The organism is Halochromatium roseum (assembly GCF_016653315.1).
Lineage (GTDB): Bacteria > Pseudomonadota > Gammaproteobacteria > Chromatiales > Chromatiaceae > Lamprobacter > Lamprobacter roseus.
The window spans coordinates 53,597-74,254 of record NZ_NHSH01000082.1 but is presented as its reverse complement, the minus strand read 5'-3'; the positions used below and the strand labels follow the sequence as shown (position 1 = coordinate 74,254).

Genomic DNA, 20,658 nt, shown 5'->3' with positions numbered 1-20,658 from the left:
GTGAGATCTAGGTGAAATCTTGGTGAGGCCTAGGGAAGGCTATGGGGATTGCGTGCCACTCGGCGCCATTGGCTTGGTCGTCAAGATCCGCTCAGTCATCGGCTCCTGCGCTGCGAGTGTCGGCTTTCGGCAGTGTCAGTGTCATTGCGAAGCCGAGCACGAAGAAGACGACGATGACGCCCATACCGACACGCTGGCTGCCGGCGAGCCAGGTGACCCAGCCGACCAGGAAGGGCCCGGCGAAGGCGGTCGCTTTGCCCGAGAAGGCGAACAGACCAAACAGCTCGGCGCGCAGCTCGGCCGGGGCGACGCGCCCGAGATAGGAGCGAGCAGCGGCCTGGGCTGGACCGACGAAGAGGCCGAGCATCCCGCCCAGGACCCAGAACAGCGTTTGGCTGCGCACGAACAGGATCGCGCTGCCGAGCAGGATCAAGCCGCCCAACGCTAGCAGGATCGTCGTGCGTGGTCCCTGCCAGTCATCGAGCCAGGCAAACAGCCCGGCGCCGAGCGCTGCGGTGATATTGAGCAGTATGCCGAAGGTCAGCACCTCTTGCTCGTTCATCGCGAAGGTGCCGACGGCATAGACACCGCCCAGTGCGAACAGCGTTGCAAGGCCGTCCACATACAGCATCCGTGCGATCAGGAAACGCAGGATCACGCGGTAGCGTCGGACCTGGCGTAGCGTTTCGGCGAGTTGGCGCACACCGTCGCGGGCCGCTCGTGGCAGCGGTTTTCGTGGAACGCCGGATTCCATCCGAACCCTCAGCAACAGCGGCAGCGCGAAGACCAGCAACCAAGCTGCGGCCAATAGGAAGGTGGCGCGCACGTGCTGGGCTTGATCACGCGGCAGCTGCAGCCAGGCGTCCTCGCGGACGAAACCGAACAGCGCCAGCGCCAAACAGGCGACACCGCCGACATAGCCCAACCCCCAGCCCCAGCCGGACCAGCGCCCGATGCGCTCGGGCGGGGCGAGCACGGGCAGCATGGCGTTGTAGAGCACGCCGGCCAGCTCCGAGGCGACAATGCCGAGGCCGAGCAGTACCAGGGCCAGCGCGACATAGGACGGATCGGGTCGGACAAACCACAGGAATCCGGTCGCGGTGACGGCAACCAGGGTGAGCAGGGTGAACAGCGCCTTGCGCGGTCCCCCTTGATCCGCTGCGGCGCCAAGGATGGGGCCAATCAGCGCAACGAGCAGCCCGGCGGCGGCCACGGCATTGCCCCAAAGGGTCGTACCCTGCGTTGGGTCGGCGGCGACCTGATCGGTGAAATAGGCGGCGAAGACGAAGGTGACGATCAGCGTCGCAAAGGCATTGCTGGCCCAGTCATAGAAGGCCCAGGCCAGCAGCGCCGAGCGCGATTCATGGCGCTCGCCTCGTTGGTTGGTGGGTTGATCGTTGGTCATCTCGTCGCGTTGGTGCCAGTGGCCTGTTAGGTCCGGATCAGGTATGGATCAGATTCGGGTCAGGCCCGGATCAGGTTCGGACGGATTAGGCTGGGTGCTATCCACCATCGGTTGGGTGATTTGCCCGGCAACCGATGGCATGCGGACCCCTCAGCTCAGCTGCGCGATCAGGGCCTGACAGAACATCGGCAGATCGCCAGGATGCCGGCTCGAGATCAGCGGGCCATCGACGACCACCGCTTCGTCCTCCCACTCGGCACCGGCGTTGCGCAGATCATCCTTGATCGACGGTGCCGAGGTGACGCGTCGGCCGCTCACGATCTCCGCCGAGATCGGCACCCAGCCGGCATGACAGATGAAGGCGATGGGCCGCTCCAAGGCTGCGACGCCTCGCACCAGCTCGAGCAGCGGCTGGTCGCGACGCATCCGATCGGGCGCATAGCCGCCTGGGATGATCAGCGCATCGAACTCATCCGCGCGGACTGAGCCGGTAGCCTCTTCGGCGTCAGCGGTCAGGCCATGCTTGCCCCGATAGGTCGTTATCGCAGTGCCGATGAGCCGGATCTGCGCACCCGCCTCGCGCATCCGAATCAGCGGATACCACAGCTCCAGGTCTTCGAAGAGATTCTCGACTAGAACCCCAATGGTCCGGTTGTTGAGCTCGTTTGCCATGCGTCCTCCAGTGAAGGGTCAGTTTGGCGAAGGAAGAGTTTGGCGAGAAAAATGCACGGATGATGCCAAACCCTCTGAACCTATCAGTCCAGTCCAAGGAGCCACTCTCTATGGATGCCACTTCGATCGGGCCGGCATTGCTGTTGACGCTGCTTGCCGGCCTCGCTACTGCGATTGGCAGTGTGATCGCCTTCTTTGCCCCTCGTGCCAATATCCGCTTCCTCGGGGTCGCGCTCGGGTTCTCGGCGGGGGTGATGATCTACGTCTCCTTCGTCGAGCTGCTGCCGTCCGGCGTGGATGCACTCGAGGAGATCAGCAGCGCACCGCAAACCATAGCCGTTGTCGCCTTGTTCGTCGGCATGCTGCTGGTTGCCGTCATCGACCGCTCGGTTCCGCTCGGCTACAACCCGCATGAGATGCGCTCTCCCAACACGCTGGACTCTCCTGGCACGAGGAGTTCTCCAGGCACGCAGGGCCCTTCTAGCAGCGGGGTAAACGCGGAGGCTTCTGGCAATGCAGAAACCGACAGCAAGGGAAACGAGGCGGTTGGCGCCGAGCCGCTGATGAACGTCGGTCTGCTCACCGCGGCGGTCATCACGCTGCACAACCTGCCTGAAGGTTTGGCGACCTTGCTGACCTCGATGCAGGATATCCATCTCGGGATACCGGTCGCGCTTGCGGTGGGTATCCACAATATCCCTGAAGGGATCGCGGTCTCGGTGCCGGTCTACTACGCGACTGGCAGCCGCTGGCAGGCGTTCGGCTGGTCCGCGTTGTCGGGGCTCTCGGAGCCGATCGGCGCGCTGCTCGGCCTGCTGTTGTTGTCGGGCTTTTGGTCCCAGGCCCTGCTCGGTCTCTCACTGGCGGCCGTCGCCGGGATCATGATCTTCATCTCCTTCGACGTGCTGCTGCCATCGGCCGAGACCTATGGTGAGCACCATCCAACGGTGTATGCGCTGGTCGCTGGCATGGCGGTGATGGCGCTTAGTCTGCTGCTGCTCTGAGCCCCGGCTGATCCTGATCCCAGGCTGATCCTGATCCGTCGGCAATCGCCTAAAGGAGGTCGCGCTCGATGCGATGATCCCAGTTGCGCGAATAGATCCGCTTGCCGTCCTCCCAGGCATCGAGCTCGGCGCTCAGGTAGAAGAATCGGCTGTCTGAGGTCAGCAGAGTGCGTGTCCGCGTGTGGATACTCCAGTCGCCCCGCGTCAGCGAGCGCTCCCAGAGGGCCTCTCCGCGGGGCGAATCGTACTCGTCGCCACGAGAGCTGTACCACTCGAGTGCCTTTTTGGTTTCGGTCAGATCCGGCCCCGAGAGATGGCGACAGCCGTTGTCGTTGATGACCTCCAGTGTCGAGACATCGGTCTCCAGATCGCGGATCACCCGCCAGCTGTGTTGACCGGGGCTCAGCATTTGGCTCGGCGATGGCGCCGTACCCTCGGCGGGACCGAAGTGACCAATTTCCGCGTCATGGCTGGCTGGTGGCCGGGCCGGAAGGGTGAGTATGCTGCTGCCCGGGTAGACAGTCAGACCGACCGATTCCGGGGCCGGCCAGGCCATCGGCCAATAGGAGGTCGAGAGCGCGATGCGCACACGGTGGCCGGGCGGGAACGCATAGCCGACATCGTTGAGCGCTACCTGGACGCGATACCGTTTGCACGGCTCCAGCGGTGTCGGCGCATCGCTGGAATCGCGGTGGGTCAGGTTGAGCAGACCGAAGGTGACGCGCGTTGCCTTGTTGTCGGGGGCGATGTCGGAGAGCCGCACCGCCACCATGGCGACCGGGCATTCCGCCGACAGCTCAAGCAGGAGGCTTGGACTCCCCAGGATCTCAAGCGGCTCATCGAGCGGTGCCGAATCGTAGACGAGGGCGCCGCCGTCCTCCTGGCGCTGGTCGTGGGGGAGATCGGGCGATGCCGCATAGGAGCACCATTTGCCGGCGAAGAGTCCGAGCCCGAGCGGTGAGTGCAGGTATTGCGAGGCCTCATGGGCCTTAGGATCAGCCTTCTGTTCAGACTCCCGTTCGGACTCCCGATGGGTGGTTTGCGGGTCGCCTTCCGGGTTGGATTGCTGGTTACCTTCCGGGTTGGCTCCAATCTGGCGCTCCTCGGACTCGGTGAGCAGTCGATGCGGGGCCAATTGCAGCCTCAACGGCTGGATGCGCGCTGAGGGCCAGCTGCGTTCTCCAACCCAGCGCCCCGGGCGCTCCTCGTAGCGGGTGGTGGGTGGGACGCTGTCCTGCAGCCAGGCCCGCAGCATCGGCTCCTCCATCACGCCGGTGTCGAGGCCCTTGAGCCAATGGTCCCACCAGCGCAGGGCCTCCTGCAGGAAGCCGATGGCCGGACCGGGCACGCCGAGATGGGGATACTTGTGCGACCAAGGACCGACCACGCCGAGGCGCGGCACCTCGAGCTTCGCGAGCATCCGGAAGACGGCATTGCTGTAGCCATCGGCCCAACCGCTGACCAGCATCACCGGGCAGCGAAGCGCGCTGTAGTCCTCGCAGATCGACGCGTGGCGCCAATAGGCGTCGCGACGCTGATGGCGCAGCCAGTGCTCCAGCCACAGGCCGCTGTGCTCCAGGCGCTGCAGCCAGGTCTCGCGCCAGCTCGGCCCGACCAGCGCCGGGTCGGGTGGCAGCGCATTGTAGGCGAACATGGTCGAGGCCCAGGACAGATTGTCGCCGAGCAGGCAGCCGCCCATGTGATGGACGTCGTCGGCATAGCGGTCGTCGCTCGAGGCCACGCTGATCACGGCCTTCAGGGCCGGCGGCTGCAACGCGGCGAGCTGCAGCCCATTGAAGCCGCCCCATGAGATGCCGATCATCCCGACCTTGCCGTCACACCAGCGCTGCTCCGCGATCCAGCGGATCACCTCAAGGCCGTCGTCGAGTTCCTGCTGCAGGTACTCGTCCTGCAACAAGCCTTCGGAGTCGCCGCTGCCGCGCAGGTCGACACGCACCGCGGCGTAGCCATGTCCGGCGAAGTAGGGATGCAGGGTCTCGTCGCGCAGCCGGATCGAATCGCGCTTGCGGTAGGGGATGTACTCCAGGATCGCGGGCACCGGGCGTTGCTCGGCATCCTCGGGCATCCAGATGCGGGCGGACAGACGCATGCCGTCCGCCATCTCGATCCAGATAGGCTCGCGATCGATGATCGGGTTGGGGAGCTCCGTGACCGTTTGCAATGGAACCTCCTCGCCGTGAACAGGCTGCTGGCTTCTATTGGCTGAACTCTATCGGCTAAGCTTTGGCTATCGGCTGAGCTTGAGCGGCATGGCGTCGACGATCTGCTCGTATTGTCCAAGCAGTTCGTGCTGATCATGGGCCGCGATGAAGATGTGAGCGAGCTCGTAGCTATAGCTGTCCTGCTCGAACAGCTCTGAGAGACGCATGCCTGGCTTGATCAGGAGCTCAATGCAGCTCCCCGGATGGTCCTGTTCGATCTGACGCAGTGCTGCCTCGCTCGGAACCTGCTCGACAAGGGCATCCTCGAACGCGCGTAGATGAAACTTCGCCGCGCAGCCGAACGGCCCTTGGCGACGCAGCACGCAGGGCTCCTCGCCGAGCGCGAGCTCGACGCCGACCTGATGATTGGGCCGCCCATCGACCTGCCTGTACAGGTATCCGTGTGACTGCGAGAAACGCGGATTGACCTCCAGCAGTGAGAGCGCATCGGTGCCCTCGTCGTAGAAGTACTCGATGTTGAAGGCCGCCTGGTCATAGCCGATGGCTTCCATCACCCTGACCGATGCCTCGCGCATCCGAGCCTTCACCCGGTTGGGTAGCCGCGACGGGTACTGATAACGCTGGAAGGACATCCCGTTCGGGTAGTTGATCGAATCGACCACGCCATAGATGTTCGCCTTGCCGCGATAGACATAGCCGGAGACGGTGCACTGGCGGCCCTTGAGGGGCGCTTCGGCGATGCAATAACGCCCACTGATCGGTGCGATCGCGCTCGGCAGGCTGACCTGAGACAAGAAGGCATCGAAGGCCTCGGCGATAGGGCCGATGCCCTCGCGGATCTGACTGAGCGCATCCTCCAGCTCGCGCCGATCATGGACGCGGAAGCTGAGCAGCGAATTGGTGCTCTTAATGGGCTTGACCCAGAACGGGAAGTCGGGGTCGAGCTGATCCGCCGCCTTGGCGTCAAAGGGGTCGACCGCGGCAAAGCGGGGCACCATCTCTGGGACCAGCCTCTGCTGCTCGAGCCGGCCCCAATATTTGTGCTCACAGCAGGCGACACTCTCGACCGAGGGTGAGGGCAGGCCGAATTCGCGGCACAACACCGCCACGGCTGATGTGACCGGGAAATCCCAGTAGCCAATGATGGCATCGATCCGCCCGTCGAAGCGTGCGAGCTGGTCTCGGGCCTGGTCAAGGACGGATTGGAACGGGAAGGTCCCGTGCGCCTTGACCTCGTCGACGGTCATCAGCGGGTGGAAGCGATAATTGTCGGCATTGCGAATGGCGCGGAGCTGGCGCAGATTGAAGTCGTCGATGCCGAGCACGAACAGGTTGCGCTCCATTGTGATCCTCTCCCAATCGCGGTTCTTGTGATCCGAAGCGGCCTCACAGCGGCGTCGAAGCGGCAGCCGAGAGGTCGGCCATGGTCGTCTGTCAATCCTGCTATTGCTCGTAGACGAGCTGCTCCGGCTGCACACCCAGGCTTTGCAGCTGATCGTTGATCGCTTCGACAAACGCATCGGGTCCGCAGACATAGAACATCCCATCGAAGGTCGAGAGCTGGGATTTCAGGAAGTCGACGTCGATGCGCTGGCCCTGATGTCCAGGCTCGTGCTCGCGAGTAAAGGTCAGCACGCAGTCATCACCCAGGTAATGCTTGAGCTCCTTCTCGCAGATCACATCGCGCTCGGTTTTGTTGGTCAGCAACAGCGTGTGGCCGTCTAAGGCATCATCAGCCGCGAGTTGGCGCAAGATCCCAAGGAAGGGGGTCAGGCCGGTGCCGGCGGCGATGAAGGTGCCCGGACCCTGGTAGGTGATGCTGCCGAAGGCGTCGCTGAGCTTGAGCTGGGCGCCGGGCTTCAGGGCGTGCAGGGACATGGTCATGCCGTCGCCCTCGGGATAGCGTTTGGTGGTGAATTCCAAGAGCTGATCATTGGGCAGCGAGGTTGGCGTGAAGGGGCGGCCCTCTTCGCGCCATTCATCATTGTCGATATGAACCTCGACACCTTGTCCTGGCTGCCAGTCGAGCCCCTCCGGTCGCGTCAGCAGCAGACGCTGGACGTCGTGGGTGACAAACTCGGTCATCAATAGGGTTGCGTCATGGGACATCGGCAGCTCCTTCGACAGCGACTAAGAGGTGAGCGGTAGATCAGATGAGTGGTCGATCAGATGAGCGGTAGATCAGATGAGTGGTAGATCAGATGAGTGGTCGATCATCGGGAGAACCGCGATGACGCGACCGACGGCGCCGACCGGACAGAAAAGCCGCAGGCCACGCATCTCGCGGTTGAATGAAAGCGAGCAAACCTGATGCCACAAAGTTGGCATGAAGGTTTGTCGTGCTTGCGGGGCAGGCGGCTCGGTGCGGCGACAGGGTCCTGCGTTGAACCTGAACCCCTCTTGGTGGCAATCCACCAGCGAGGCCCGCACCTATATGGAGAATCAGGAGGCGCCCGAAGGGCAGGGAACGACTCAGGTGCCGCGTTGAAGCAGTCTCAGGTCCCTTGCTGAAGCAGCCTCTGGTGGATTGAGAGGCTGGTTGGTCGAGAGGGATGCAGTGGACGGCCTGCCGTCTGCTCGCCGGCGGGCCTCATTGACGAAACAGTGACGGATCAGTGAGCAGGCGCCTCGGAATCTTCCTCTTGCTTTGAGGCATGCGTCGTACCGGGAGCACCAGAGAGGGCACTGAGCCACTCCATCGGCAGCGGGAAGACGACGGTGGTGGCGCGATCGCTGGACATGTCAGCGAGGGTCTGCAGGTAGCGCAGCTGCAGCGCCTGCGGCTGCGTGGAGATGACCTCCGCCGCGCCGCGCAGCCGCTCCGAGGCTTGCATCTCGCCCTCGGCATTGATTACCTTGGCGCGACGGTTACGCTCGGCCTCGGCTTGACGGGCGATCGCGCGGATCATGTTCTCGTTCAGATCCACATGCTTGATCTCGACATTGACCACCTTGATGCCCCAGGCGTCGGTCTGATCGTCGAGGATGGTCTGGATGTCGCGGTTGAGCTGCTCGCGCTCCGAGAGTAGCTCGTCGAGGTCGTGCTGGCCGAGCACCGAGCGCAGCGTCGTCTGCGCCAACTGACTGGTGGCCATTTGGAAATCCTCGACCTGGATCACCGCCTTGTCGGACTCGACCACCTTGAAATAGAGCACGGCGTTGACGCGCACGGTGACGTTGTCCTTGGTGATCAGGTCTTGTTCCGGGACATCCATGGTGACCACCCGCAGGTCGATCCGAACGACTTTCTGGATACCGGGAACGATGAGGATGAGCCCAGGGCCCTTGACCGCCTGGAAGCGACCGAGGAAGAAGACCACGCCACGCTGATACTCGGGCAGGATGCGGATCGCCGCACCCAGGAACAGGATGATCAGGCCCAGGGGGAGGAGGTAGGTCAGGAATGCGCTATAGGCCATGGGTGACTCCGTCGAGTGTCGAGTGTCGAGTGGACAGGTAAGTGATTGAGTTGAAGAGTGATTAGGTCGATGAGCGATGAGGTGATGACTGTTCGAGCGCGGAGGAGGCGGGCGCCACTTCGAGCTTGAGGCCGTTGACGGCGAGCACGCGCACCGCCTCGCCGCGTCGAACCGGTGACGGGCTGCTGGCCTGCCAGAGCTCGCCCTCGAGATGGACTTGGCCAGTGTTGTTCGACGCCCCGCCGAAGTCCGCGCGTGCCTCGCCCGTCTTTCCGACCAAATGCTCGGCACCGACCGCGGATGGCTTGCTGCGCAGGCCGATGAAGCGACCGATGACCCAGATCGACAGGGCGGCGCTCAAGCCAGCGGTGATGCCGATCACCGGCCAGGAGACGGCGGCCCCTTCGTCATCCATCAGGATCACCGAGCCGAACAGGAAGGCGGCGAACCCGCCGATGCCGAGCGCACCGAAGCTCGGCGCCAGGGCCTCGCCGACCATCAGCAGCACGCCCAGCAGGATCAGGCCAACGCCGGCGTAATTGACCGGAAGCGCCTGCAGCGCATAGAGCGCGAGTAGCAGGCTGATCGCACCGATGATGCCCGGAAACAGGGTGCCCGGATTCGAGAGCTCGAAGATGATCCCGTAGATGCCGATCAGCAGCAGGATGTAGGCGACATTCGGGTTGGCGATCACGGACAGCAGATCGATGCGCCAGTCGGGCTCGAGCTCGCGCAGCTCGAGGCCAGCGGTCTCGAGCACCTGCTCGCCGGTGGCGGTCTGTACGCGGCGTCCGTCGATGCGCTTGAGCAGGGTGGGGATGTCCTCTGCGACCAGGTCGATGACGTCACGCTCGGCGGCAGCGCCGGATGCCAGGCTGACCGAGGCGCGCACCGCCTCTTCGGCCCAGTCGGCATTGCGGCCGCGCAGCTCGGCCAGACCGCGGATGTAGGCGACGGCGTCGTTGACTAGCTTGCGCTCCTTGGCGTTGGCGGCACTGCTGTCGCTACGGTCGCTACGGTCTTCGCGGGTCGGGAAACGCTCGCCAAGCCCGGGCAGATCGCCTCCACCGACCTGAATCGGCGTTGCTGCGCCCAGGTTGGTTGCTGGTGCCATGGCGGCGATCTGGCTGGCGTAGAGGATATAGGTGCCGGCGCTGGCCGCTCGGGCGCCGGGCGGAGCGACGAAGCTGGCCACCGGCACGGGCGAGGCGAGGATCGCCTTGATGATGCGGCGCATCGCCTGATCCAGACCGCCCGGGGTGTCCATGCGCAGGACGACGATCTCAGCGTCGGTCTGCGCGGCCTGCTCAAGGCCAGTGACCACCAGCTCGCCAGTGGCGGCACCAATGGCGCCGTCGATCGGGATGACCAGTGCTTCGCGCGCCTCGGCCGCCTCGGGCATGGCGGCCATCAGAGATCCGGTCGCGATCATCAGCGCCAACATCAGAATGGCGATGAGCGAGCGAATCGACGTTCCCAAGATTGAAGGTAATGTCATTCGGAATGCTGTCTCGACTACAGATCTCGGCTGTAGCCTCGACTAAAGCGAGTTTCGTGCCGGGCGAGTTTCGTGCCGGTCTGCGGACAGCTGTCGATGGGCCGTCGGGGTCCAGTGCTCGCTGGCTGGGGCATTTCGACCGCCGCTGGTTCAATGTACCCGCGGCGATATCGATAACCGGGATGCAGAAGCCCCTTCGGCCTCGCTCCCGGCGTTTCGGCTGTCTGCGAGGGTATCGCGGAGCCTTTGGCTGGCGCCGCGGTGCGTCATCCTAGATTGGCATGATGGCTTGGCATGATGGCTTGGCATGATGGCTTGGCACGATGACTGCTTTGACATGGGTTGTGTCTTTATTCCTCAAGAGGAGAGAAATCCATGTTCGCAGCCGATTCGATCGTGATCCTAGAAGAGAACGGCGGCGAGACCGCTTCCTAAGCAGCTGCCGATGTTCGGACAACCGATCATTATGCGCTCCTGGAAAACCTATTCTCTTTTGCTAATCGGCTTAGTGCTGGCTGTCGGGCTTGGCTTGACGCTGCTGGGTTTGGCGCTCAGGAATTTCCTGATCGAGCTCTGGTGGTTCGAGTCACTGGGTTATGCGTTCTATTTTTGGCAGCGTCTGCTGTATCGCTATCTGGTCTTCGCCGGTGGCGTGGGGCTCTTCTTCGCGCTGTTCTTTGCCAATTTCTGGATTGGCAGCAAATACCTCGGCGCGCCGCGTCCGAGCGAGACGGCATCCGAAGCCAACCGCAACCATCCCTCTCCCCGACTTTATCGGCGCTTCCAGACGCGCTCGCTGGTCTTTTACCTGCCGCTGACGCTCACCCTGGCGGTGATCGTTGCGCTACCACTGTTCTTCTATTGGGAAGAGGCCTTACTGTTCCTGCTGGCCCCCGAGGCTGGCATCCAAGATCCGGTCTTCGGTCATGACATCCGGTTCTATCTCTTTTCGCTACCCTTTTTCAGGCTGCTCTACAGCGAGGTCATGCTCGCGCTCGGGGTGGTGCTGCTTGGGCTCGGCCTCCTGTATGGGCTCGAGCACCGGGTGATGCCCAGAGCGCGAGGAGGATGGCGGCGCGGAGCCCGGCTGCATCTGAGCCTGATCCTGTTGCTCCTGATCCTGATGGGGAGCGTCTATTTCCTTGGCGATGCCTACATGCTGCTCTACACCGACGCCCATCTGCCGTTGTTCCATGGGCCGGGCTACGAGGAGATGACGGTGACCTTGCCGCTCATCGGTGGCGCAGCACTGCTGGGGCTCATCGCTGGTGCACTGCTGCTGATGGTGCTCAATACCGGCAAAGGCAAGCGGCTCTTCGCGGGCACATCGCTGCTGTTACTCGTCGTGATCGGATTGCGTCATACGCCTTATCTCAAGGAGCGGGTGGGTGAGTTCGTGGTTGAGCCGGCCGAGATGACGCGCGAGACACCCTTCATCGAGCACAATATCCAGGCAACCTTGGCCGCCTATGGATTACAAGCGGTGGAGACGCGCACCTATCCTATCCACGAGGAGGGGTGGGAGAAGATCACACCCGAGATCAGCCTCAGCCTGCGCAACATCCCGATCTGGGATGACGACAAGCTATTGCCTGTCTATCGCGAGCTGCAGGAGATTCAGCCCTATTATGCGTTCGACAGGGTCAGCGTTGGCCGCTATGAGGTCGAAGAGACCTATCGCCAGGTGTTTCTCGCCGCCCGCCACATTGATCTCGAAAAGCTCGGCGAGGCACGTCAGACCTGGGTCAACCTCTGGCTTCGGTACACGCACGGCTATGGCGTGGTCATGACCCCGGCGGCACAGCCGGCGGATGAGCCGATCGAGTGGCTGATCCAGGGCATTCCGCCGGAGTCGGTTGCGGGGCTGTCTGTCGACCAGCCGGCGATCTACTATGGACCGACCGATTTGCATCCGGTGATGGCGCCGAATGCGACCCATGAGCTCGATTACGCCGCATCCGGCGAGACCAAGCTCGCCGACTATGCGGGCAGCGGTGGCGTGCCGGTCAGCAGCCTGTTTCGCAGGCTGGTCTTCTCGCTGTACTTTGGCGAGCGCAATATCCTGTACACCACGCAGATGACCGACGCGAGCCGGCTGTTGTTCCGGCGTGATATCCGCGAGCGCATCAAGACCCTGACGCCGGATCTGATGCTCGGTCCGGAGCCTTATCTTGCGCTTGCCAATGGTCGGCTCTACTGGATTCAGGATGCCATGACCGCCTCCAAGTGGTATCCCTACGCCAAGGCCTATGCTGGCGATGTCGAGCACTTTGAGCGCCCGTTCAATTACATCCGCAATTCGATCAAGGTGGTGGTGGATGCCTACAATGGCAGCGTCGACTACTATCTCGCTGATCCGTCCGACCCGATTGCCGCCGCGCAGGCGCGCCTCTATCCTGGGCTCTTCAAGCCGTTGGACGCGATGCCGCCGGCACTCAAACAGCATCTGCGCTATCCAAAGAGCCTGTTCGACGTGCAAATGGACATCTACACGCGCTACCATCAGACCGATCCGGAGACCTTCTACAACCAGGAGGATGCCTGGGAGCGGCCCCCCGATCAGTGGCGCGAGGACCTCGAGCGGATGCGCTCGCATTACCTCACCCTCAATCTGATTGACCCCGATCGCTTCGAGTACAGCCTGTTCGCGCCGATGACGCCGCTCGGTCAGCCGAATATGCGGGCGCTGGCCGTTGCTGGGAACGATGGCGAAAGTTATGGCCGGATCATCGTCTACCGCTTCCCGAAGGGCGCCTTGGTCTATGGGCCCGAGCAGGTGAATGCCTTCATCAAGCAGGACCCAGAGATCTCCCAAGAACTGAGCCTTTGGCGTCGGCAAGGCTCACAGGTGATGCACGGTCGTCTGATCGTGGTGCCGGTCGAGGGTGTGGTGACCTACATCCAAGGCATCTTTCTGCAAACGGCTTCGGCGTCACCGCTGCCCCAGCTCGCCCAGATCATCGTTAGCCAAGGGCCGCTGGTGGTCATGACCTCCTCGCTTGAAGAGGGATTCCGAGCGCTGCACGAACTGATCAAAGAGACGCGGGAGCAAGAGCCCGTGCAAAAGGTGTCGCCGCGTGATGAGCCGCCGGAGGTCACGCAGCTGGGCCCCTCAGGAACGAATGGGCATCATTGAGCGTGGGTATTTTGCACCCGCTCTGGTTCCTATCACCCAATCGATCTGGGGTTGACAGCGATGGATCAGGGACTTTGATGCGGCACTGATCTTGCGGTGATTCGTTTTGGCAACGGCGTTTATCAAAGGGCGCCTGAGCGCGGGCCATTCGCTCGCGATCTGCATTCAAGACGAGGAGCAGCAATCAATGAGTACGTTATCGAATCAAACCTGGCCGTCGCCGCGCGAGCGCAGCGGGTTCGACAGCCTCCGCGGTCTCGGTCGGGAAGGCCCGCACTTGCTGAAGGTATTGGCCGCGCAGGCAGACGTTGAGCTGGACGGTCATCGACCCTGGGATATCCGCGTGCACGCCCCGGCCTTCTACGACCGGGTCCTGAGCGCCGGCTCGCTCGGTCTCGGTGAGTCCTATATGGATCAGCAATGGGATGCACCGGCGCTTGATGAGACCTTTAGCCGTTTGCTCGGTCATGGCATCGAGGAGAGACTGCACGGCGCCGCTGGACTCGGTCTGCGCTTGCGTCTCGCGCTGCTCGTGCTGCGTGCGCGCTTGTTGAATCTGCAGAGCCAGAAGCGGGCCTTCCAGGTCGGCGAGCAGCACTACGATGTCGGCAACGACCTCTATGAGGCCATGCTCGACCCGACCATGAGCTACAGCTGCGGCTATTGGGCCGAGGCCGAGGATCTGGAAAGCGCCCAGCGCGCGAAGCTGGATCTGATCTGCCGCAAGCTTGAGCTGGAGCCCGGCGAGCGAGTGCTCGACATCGGCTGTGGCTGGGGTGGCTTGGCAGAATACATTGCGCGTCATTATGACGTGCAGGTGGTCGGGCTGACCGTCTCGCGCGAGCAGGCGCAGTTGGCACGGCAGCGCTGCGCCGGGCTGCCGGTTGATATCCGGCTCCAGGATTACCGGGAGCTGGACGGTCGCTTCGACAAGATCGTCTCGGTGGGCATGTTCGAGCACGTTGGCCGTAAGAACGACGCTGCCTTCTTTGACACCGCGGCGCAGCTGCTGAAGGAGGACGGGCTGTTCCTGCTCCATACCATCGGCACCAGCGACGTCAATCCGGTCAATGATCCCTGGATCGACCGCTACATCTTCCCCAATGGCGAGCTGCCCAACGCCGAGCGACTCGCCCAGGCGCTGCGACCGCGCTTCGTGCTCGAGGATTGGCATGCGTTCGGACCGGACTATGACCGGACCCTGATGGCCTGGTGGGCGAACGTCGAGCAGGCCTGGCCGGCGCTTGCAAACGCCGGCTACGATGAGCGCTTCCGGCGCATGTGGAAGTACTATCTACATTGCTCGGCGGGGTTCTTCCGTTCACGTAGGGGCCATCTCTGGCAGCTGGTGCTGAGCCATACGGGCGGGCGCAGCGACACCTATCGGGCGCCGCGTTGAGCCGCGGGCTCCATCTCAGGCGCGTACTTGCCGATGCTCGCGAGCGCGTTGAGCTTGGCCCGCTGTAGCAGGGCCTCACTGGCCTGCTCGGCCTTTGAGGCATCACCGCGCCAGGTCTCGAGCACCTGATTCTGCAGCGCGCGTGCGTACGAGAAGGTGAGGCGCCAGGGCAGCGACCGCTGGGCCGCCATCTGATTCATTGCGTTCAGATGCTGGGTCGCTTGCACGTCGTCCTGGCCGCCGGACAAGAAGGCGACGCCGGGCAGGGCGGCCGGCACCGTCTGTTGTAGGCAGCGCAAGGTCGCTTCGGCGACCTGCTCGACGCCAGAGCGCTGCGGACACTCGGTTCCGGAGATCACCATACTCGGCTTCAGGATCATGCCTTCGAGCTGGACGCCTTGCCGGTAGATCTGCTCGAATACCTGGCGCTGGGTCTCGACGGTGACCTCGTAGCTGGTCTCGATCGTATGGGCGCCATTGATCAGCACCTCGGGCTCGACGATCGGCACCAGGTCTGCCTCCTGACACAAGGCGGCGTAACGCGCGAGCGCATGGGCATTGGCCTCGATGCAGGCGCGGCTCGGTTTCTCCTCGGCGATGGTGATCACCGCACGCCATTTACAAAACTGGGCACCGAATCCCACATACTCCTCGAGTCGCTCGCGCAGCCCGTCCAAGCCTTCGGTCACCTTCTCGCCAGCGTTCAGCGCGAGCGCTTTGGCGCCGGTATCGACCTTGATCCCGGGTATGATCCCTTGGCGCTTCACCAGCTCAGGAAAAGGCTCGCCCTCGGCCGTCGACTGGCGGATGGTCTCGTCGTAGAGGATGGCGCTGCTGATGGACTCGCCGAGCCCGGGCGTATTGAGCAGGATCGTCCGATAGGCAATCCGGTTATCTTCGGTATTCTCGACACCAACCGTCTGCAGTCGCTTGCCGATGGTGGACGTGCTCTCGTCCATGGCCAAGATGCCCTGACCGGGCTCGACCATGGCTTCAGCGGTTTGGCTTAGGGCGTTCAATGTCATCGTTGCACCTCTATTGGGTATCGCGGGTTGAGAAAAGTTGAATCGGAAGCCTGCAAGCTTCAAACCATGATGGACCAGAAGAAACTGAGCGACGAATTCAACCGCTGCGGCTCGAACAGAGAGTGTGCCTTTGCCAGAGAGCATGCCTTTGCGCGGTGCGTTCAGGACGGCGATGGAAGGCGGGATGGCGATCAGATCGTTGCGTGCGCGACAAGCTGGGGGCAAATCCCCCATTAGCGGTTCAAATGACCCGAGTGTCTGCACTACGCGGAGCAACCGAAGTGAGCATCGGCAAACGCGTAGCGCGCCAAAGACCGCATAGGCGATGGCTCGGTGAACAATCTCGGGTGCCGCTCCAGGCTTGCTGGCTGGATTTGCACGCCTAGGTTGAACAGCGCTTGACGTGACTTGGATCGAAAAATGCTCATCCCCTTGGCGATCACCACTTGGATCAAATGAAGAGAAAGCGGGAAGACATCATGGCAGCAAACGACCAACCCTCCGAGATCGGCCTCATCGGCCTGGCGGTGATGGGCCAGAACCTGGCGCTCAACATCGCCGACCACGGCTTTCGCATCTCGGTCTACAACCGCACCACCGAGAAGATGGAGGCCTTCGTCGACAGCCATCCAGACACGCCTGGCGGCCTGGTTGGTTGCGCAACGCTCGAGGCGTTGGTGGCCTCGTTGAAGCGGCCGCGCAAGCTCATCGTCATGGTCAAGGCCGGCAGCGGCACCGACGCCGTCATCGAACAGCTCGCACCATTGCTCGACGAGGGCGACATCCTCATCGATGGCGGCAACAGCAAGTGGACCGACACCATCGCGCGCGAGCAGCGGCTCGCCGAGCGCGGCTTGCGCTTCATCGGCAGCGGCATCTCCGGCGGCGAGGAGGGCGCGCGCTTTGGGCCCTCGCTGATGCCCGGCGGCCAAGAGGATGCCTGGAAGGCGCTGGAGCCGGTGTGGACGGCGATCGCCGCCAAAGTCGATCCCGACACGGGCAAGCCGCTGCTCGGCGCCAAGCCCGGCAAGCCGATCGAAGGTGGCGAGCCCTGTACCGCCTACATCGGCCCGGACGGCGCTGGTCACTACGTCAAGATGATGCACAACGGCATCGAGTACGGCGACATGCAGATGATCTGCGAGGCCTATGACCTGATGCAGCGCCTCGCTGGCATGCGTCCGGCCGAGATCGGCCAGACCTTTGCGCGCTGGAACGAGGGCGTGCTCGACTCCTATCTGGTCGAGATCACCGCCGATGTACTGCAGCAGACCGACCCGGTCACCGGCGAGCCCTTCGTCGACGTCGTCCTCGATGCGGCTGGCCAGAAGGGCACCGGCAAGTGGACCAGCATCAACGCCCTCGACATGGGCGTACCGGCACCGACGATCGCCGAGGCGGTCTTCGCCCGCTGCATCAGCGCCTTCAAGGAGGAGCGTGTCGAGGCTACCAAGATCCTTGCCGGTCCCGACTCTGACCCCGAATCTGATCCGGCAAGAGAGCAGGTGGCTGAGGAGGAGCGGGAGGCCTTACTGGAGGCCATCCACGACGCCCTCTATTGCGCCAAGATCTGTTCCTACGCGCAGGGCTTTCAGCTCATGCGCGCGGCTCAGGCCGAGTACGGCTGGACGCTCGATTTCGGCGAGATCGCGGGAATCTGGCGCGGCGGCTGCATCATCCGCGCAGACTTCCTACAGAAGATCACTGAGGCCTATCGGTATGAGCCCGAGCTGGCCAATCTGCTGCTTGCCCCGCATTTCAAAGAGGCCATCGACCGCGCCCAGCCCCACTGGCGCAAGGTCGTCGCGCTGGCGGCCCAGCAGGGCGTGCCAGCGCCAACCTTCGCGGCATCGCTGGCCTATTACGACAGCTATCGCTCGGCACGCCTGCCGCAGAACCTGCTCCAGGCCCAGCGCGATTACTTTGGCGCCCACACCTATGAACGGGTTGATCAACCCCGTGGGCGCTTCTTCCACATCGACTGGCCCGATCCGGAGCGTCCGCAGCGTGAGGCTTGATATCGTCAGATTTGGCTGTGATGTGATTGTGCTTGCTGTGTAGCGGCTGTGGATTTAGGACGACATCGATGCCGACCTCGGCAGCGGTGTCCAATACGTCGCTTGAAGACGCAGGATTCGTTCATCGCCGGCGGTCACGGTGACGCCAGAGATCGATGCAGTTCATTCTGCGCTCAGCTGATGCGCTTCGCCATCGTCGTCGAGCGACACCACCGCAGCGTGATCTGCTTGATCCCACCGCCAGTCGTCTTGGGGGACACCGTCGAGCAGCACCTGCTCGGGTTGTTGAGCCAAGTGTAATCGCAGCACGAGTTGGCGGGGATGCGGCTGCCAGCCGCCTTGGCGCGGTCCAATCATGAGCGTCGGTCCCGCGTGTTCGGTTGTCACCGTTAACGCGGTTTCGGCTTGCGTGTCATTGCCATCGTCTTCGCCATCGCCGGCGTCTTCGATCAGCGTCCAAGAGCCACTCTGTCCCTCATCTGGATAGACCTCGAGTGTCAGCTCGGTCAGCGGCTCGAGCGTCGATTGTCGTCTCGGCCCAAGCGTCAAGCAACTGCCGCCGCGGACCAGAATCGGCATGCGACCCGGCGGTGCCGGTAGCAGACAGCGTCGATTCATGGCATTGGCATTGGCATTAGCGCCAACATCGGCGGCGCGCGCTGTAGGCGTACCGCTGTCAATCCGCCTGCCGGTATGGAAGTCGTACCATGCGCCAGGCGGCAGGAGAACCTCCCGCTCGCTGACGCCCGGCTCGCAGACCGGTGCGATCATCAGCAGCGGACCAACCATCAACTGGTCTTCGATCTCGTGCAGCTCGGTCGCCTGCGGGAAGTCGTAGAGCAATGGTCGCAGGATCGGCTCGCCAGTGCGGTGGGCACGGTGCGCCAAGGTGTAGAGATAGGGTAAGAACTGGTAACGGCGCTCGATCGCGATCCGCGCGACGGCCTCGATCTCATCGCCGAATGCCCAGGGCTCCTGCGGCGGGCTGCCGTAGTAGGCATGGGCGCGCATGAATGGGTAGAAGGCGCCCAGCTCGATCCAGCGGGCGAAGAGTTCGCCGTCGCAAGCGCCGTAGAAGCCGCCGATATCAACGCCGACATGCGGCGAGCCGCTGAGCCCCATGCTCGCGAGCTGCGGTAGGCTGGTGCGCAGATCCTCCCAGCTGGAGGCGTTGTCGCCCATCCAGCTGACGGCCCAGCGTTGGGCGCCGATGCTGGCGGATCGCGTCAGTACCCAGGGTCGGCGTTGTGGACGGAGCCGCTGCAGGCCCTCATAGGTGGCCCGTGCCATCAGGGTTCCATAGAGATTGTGGGCCTCGGCGTGGCAGGTCTCGGCGTCGTCACCCTGTCTGGCATCCAGTGGAATCGCCAGCGCGGTGGAGCCTGGGACCTCGAAGGGGCGATCGACGATCGCAGGCTCGTTCATGTCGCACCAGATGCCATCAACCCCGGCAGCGAGCAGACCCGCGTTTAGATCGCCCCACCAGCGGCGCGTGCTCGTGCGGCAGAAGTCCGGAAACAGCGATGCGCCGGGCCACACATAACCGGTGAACAGCTTGCCATCCGGGCGGCGGATGAAATGGTCGCCGCGCAGTCCGGTCTCCAAAACCGGGTAACTGGAGCCGATGCGGCCATCCGGTCGCTCGGAGCGAGGATGGCCGAATCCTGGGGCTTCAAGATTGCCAAGATGGTTGAGGTTAGCGCCCTCGATCTCAGGCTCGTATTTGACCCCCGGGTCGATGATGGTGATCGCTTGGATGTCTTGCCGATGCAGGGCTTCGACGGTGGCGCGCGGGCTCGAAAAGCGCTTGCGGTCCCAGCTGAAGACGCGAAAGCCGTCCATGTAATCGATGTCGAGATGAATCGCGTCGATCGGGATGCGACGACCGCGGAACTCGTTGGCGATCGCACGGATCTCGGCGTCGCTGCGGTAGCCCCAGCGCGATTGGTGATAGCCGAGTGCCCAGAGCGGCGGCAGGGCCGGCCGACCGGACAGTCTGGTGATCTGCTCGATCACGGCGGCCGGGGTTGGGCCGGCGAAGAGATAGTAGTCAAGCTCGCCGCCCAGGCTGAAGAGACCCAGCGCGTCGGGCCGCTCGGCACCGAGGTCGAAGTGGCTGTACCCGCTCGAGCCGAGCATCAGTCCCCAGGCGAGGCCGGGCCGCAGCGCGAGCAGTACCGGGTGCGATTGGTAGAGGCAACCGTCGACCACGCCCAGTCCTGGCGAGTGAATGTCCGTGGTCCAATGCGCCAGCCGTTGGCCGCGTCGGTTCAGCGCCCCGAAGCGCTGACCGCAGCCGAACAGGCCCTCCTGCGGGTCCAGTGCCTTCTGCAGCCAGAGCCCGGTGGTCGCGAGACCGGTCGACCAGCCGCTGTTGGCTTGCCGGCTGGTGGTCGGTGCGGTTGCTGGTGAGACGCTCGGGGTAGCGGCGGGCGCGGCGGTCGATGCAGCAGCTGACACGACGCTCGGGGCGGTAGCTGGTGCGACGGTCGAGGCGACAGCTGGTGCGAGCGCTGGGGCCAGAGTCGGGATCTTGTGGCGCTCGACGGGACGCCAGCGCACCGGGGCGAGATCGCTGGCATAGACGGCGCCGTCGGCGTTGCCGAGCGAGAGGGCGCCCGTATCGAGATCAAGCCTGGCCCGCATCGCACCGGTCTCGAGATGCAGGGCATGCGCTCGCTCCTCAACCGAGAGTCGGCCGCCGACAAGCGATCGAGACGCATCCTGCCAGCTGTGGCTGGTCGCAAGCCGACCAGCGGGCGCAACCCGGATGCGCAGGATATCGTCCGCGATGGCATCGATGCGGGTCAGCGCCTGCGCGTGCTCGGCGATGATCGACCCTGGCCCCGCCTGCCAATGGCAGACGCGACCAGGTGTCAGCTCGGCATGGTCCGGCATC

General features: G+C 63.5%; 13 protein-coding genes. 4 read left to right on the top strand and 9 right to left on the bottom strand.

The genetic code is table 11. The features are described from left to right. Positions 1 to 91: 91 nt before the first annotated feature. Positions 92 to 1,405 (bottom strand): MFS transporter, encoded by a 1,314-nt coding sequence (locus tag CCR96_RS23030; RefSeq protein WP_201224183.1) that lies wholly within the window; start codon positions 1,403 to 1,405, stop codon positions 92 to 94. 150 nt (positions 1,406 to 1,555) lie between these two features. Then, positions 1,556 to 2,077 (bottom strand): type 1 glutamine amidotransferase domain-containing protein, encoded by a 522-nt coding sequence (locus tag CCR96_RS23025; protein ID WP_201224181.1) that lies wholly within the window; start codon positions 2,075 to 2,077, stop codon positions 1,556 to 1,558. Positions 2,078 to 2,187: 110 nt separating this feature from the next. Here CCR96_RS23025 and zupT point away from each other — a divergent pair, with 110 nt between their 5' ends. Continuing rightward, entirely contained in the window at positions 2,188 to 3,081 is an 894-nt protein-coding gene (zupT, locus tag CCR96_RS23020; RefSeq protein WP_201224179.1) for a zinc transporter ZupT, read from the top strand. A gap of 49 nt (positions 3,082 to 3,130) precedes the next feature. Here zupT and CCR96_RS23015 read toward each other — a convergent pair whose 3' ends face one another. From CCR96_RS23015 to CCR96_RS22995, 5 genes are all read right to left on the bottom strand, one after another. Next, complete coding sequence (locus CCR96_RS23015; protein WP_201224204.1) at positions 3,131 to 5,203, bottom strand: CocE/NonD family hydrolase; 2,073 nt, start codon at positions 5,201 to 5,203, stop codon at positions 3,131 to 3,133. Between the two features lie 126 nt (positions 5,204 to 5,329). Further along, positions 5,330 to 6,607, bottom strand: coding sequence for an ATP-grasp domain-containing protein (locus CCR96_RS23010; protein ID WP_201224177.1), 1,278 nt, complete (start codon positions 6,605 to 6,607; stop codon positions 5,330 to 5,332). A gap of 100 nt (positions 6,608 to 6,707) precedes the next feature. Continuing rightward, positions 6,708 to 7,373, bottom strand: a complete 666-nt coding sequence (locus CCR96_RS23005; RefSeq protein ID WP_201224175.1) for an FAD-binding oxidoreductase — start codon at positions 7,371 to 7,373, stop codon at positions 6,708 to 6,710. A 503-nt stretch (positions 7,374 to 7,876) separates the two neighbouring features. Further along, positions 7,877 to 8,683, bottom strand: a complete 807-nt coding sequence (locus CCR96_RS23000) for a slipin family protein (RefSeq protein ID WP_201224174.1) — start codon at positions 8,681 to 8,683, stop codon at positions 7,877 to 7,879. A 61-nt stretch (positions 8,684 to 8,744) separates the two neighbouring features. Continuing rightward, on the bottom strand, positions 8,745 to 10,181 hold the full coding sequence (locus tag CCR96_RS22995) for an NfeD family protein (protein ID WP_201224172.1): 1,437 nt from the start codon (positions 10,179 to 10,181) through the stop codon (positions 8,745 to 8,747). Positions 10,182 to 10,626: 445 nt separating this feature from the next. Between CCR96_RS22995 and CCR96_RS22990 the strand changes: the two genes are divergently transcribed. After that, the gene (locus CCR96_RS22990; RefSeq protein WP_207192056.1) at positions 10,627 to 13,317 is read left to right on the top strand and encodes a UPF0182 family protein; all 2,691 of its coding nucleotides are present in this window, start codon (positions 10,627 to 10,629) and stop codon (positions 13,315 to 13,317) included. A 187-nt stretch (positions 13,318 to 13,504) separates the two neighbouring features. After that, positions 13,505 to 14,716, top strand: a complete 1,212-nt coding sequence (gene cfa / locus CCR96_RS22985; RefSeq protein ID WP_201224168.1) for a cyclopropane fatty acyl phospholipid synthase — start codon at positions 13,505 to 13,507, stop codon at positions 14,714 to 14,716. Here cfa and CCR96_RS22980 read toward each other — a convergent pair. Continuing rightward, a complete protein-coding gene (locus tag CCR96_RS22980; protein WP_201224166.1) occupies positions 14,698 to 15,741 on the bottom strand; it encodes a class I fructose-bisphosphate aldolase in 1,044 nt (347 codons plus the stop codon). The two genes, cfa and CCR96_RS22980, sit on opposite strands and share 19 nt — an antisense overlap. A gap of 479 nt (positions 15,742 to 16,220) precedes the next feature. Between CCR96_RS22980 and gndA the strand changes: the two genes are divergently transcribed. Further along, complete coding sequence (gndA, locus tag CCR96_RS22975) at positions 16,221 to 17,759, top strand: NADP-dependent phosphogluconate dehydrogenase (protein ID WP_201224164.1); 1,539 nt, start codon at positions 16,221 to 16,223, stop codon at positions 17,757 to 17,759. A 162-nt stretch (positions 17,760 to 17,921) separates the two neighbouring features. Here gndA and CCR96_RS22970 read toward each other — a convergent pair whose 3' ends face one another. Beyond that, positions 17,922 to 20,657: a glycoside hydrolase family 31 protein gene (locus CCR96_RS22970; protein WP_242519317.1), complete on the bottom strand. Its 2,736-nt coding sequence runs from the start codon at positions 20,655 to 20,657 to the stop codon at positions 17,922 to 17,924. Position 20,658: the final 1 nt, after the last annotated feature.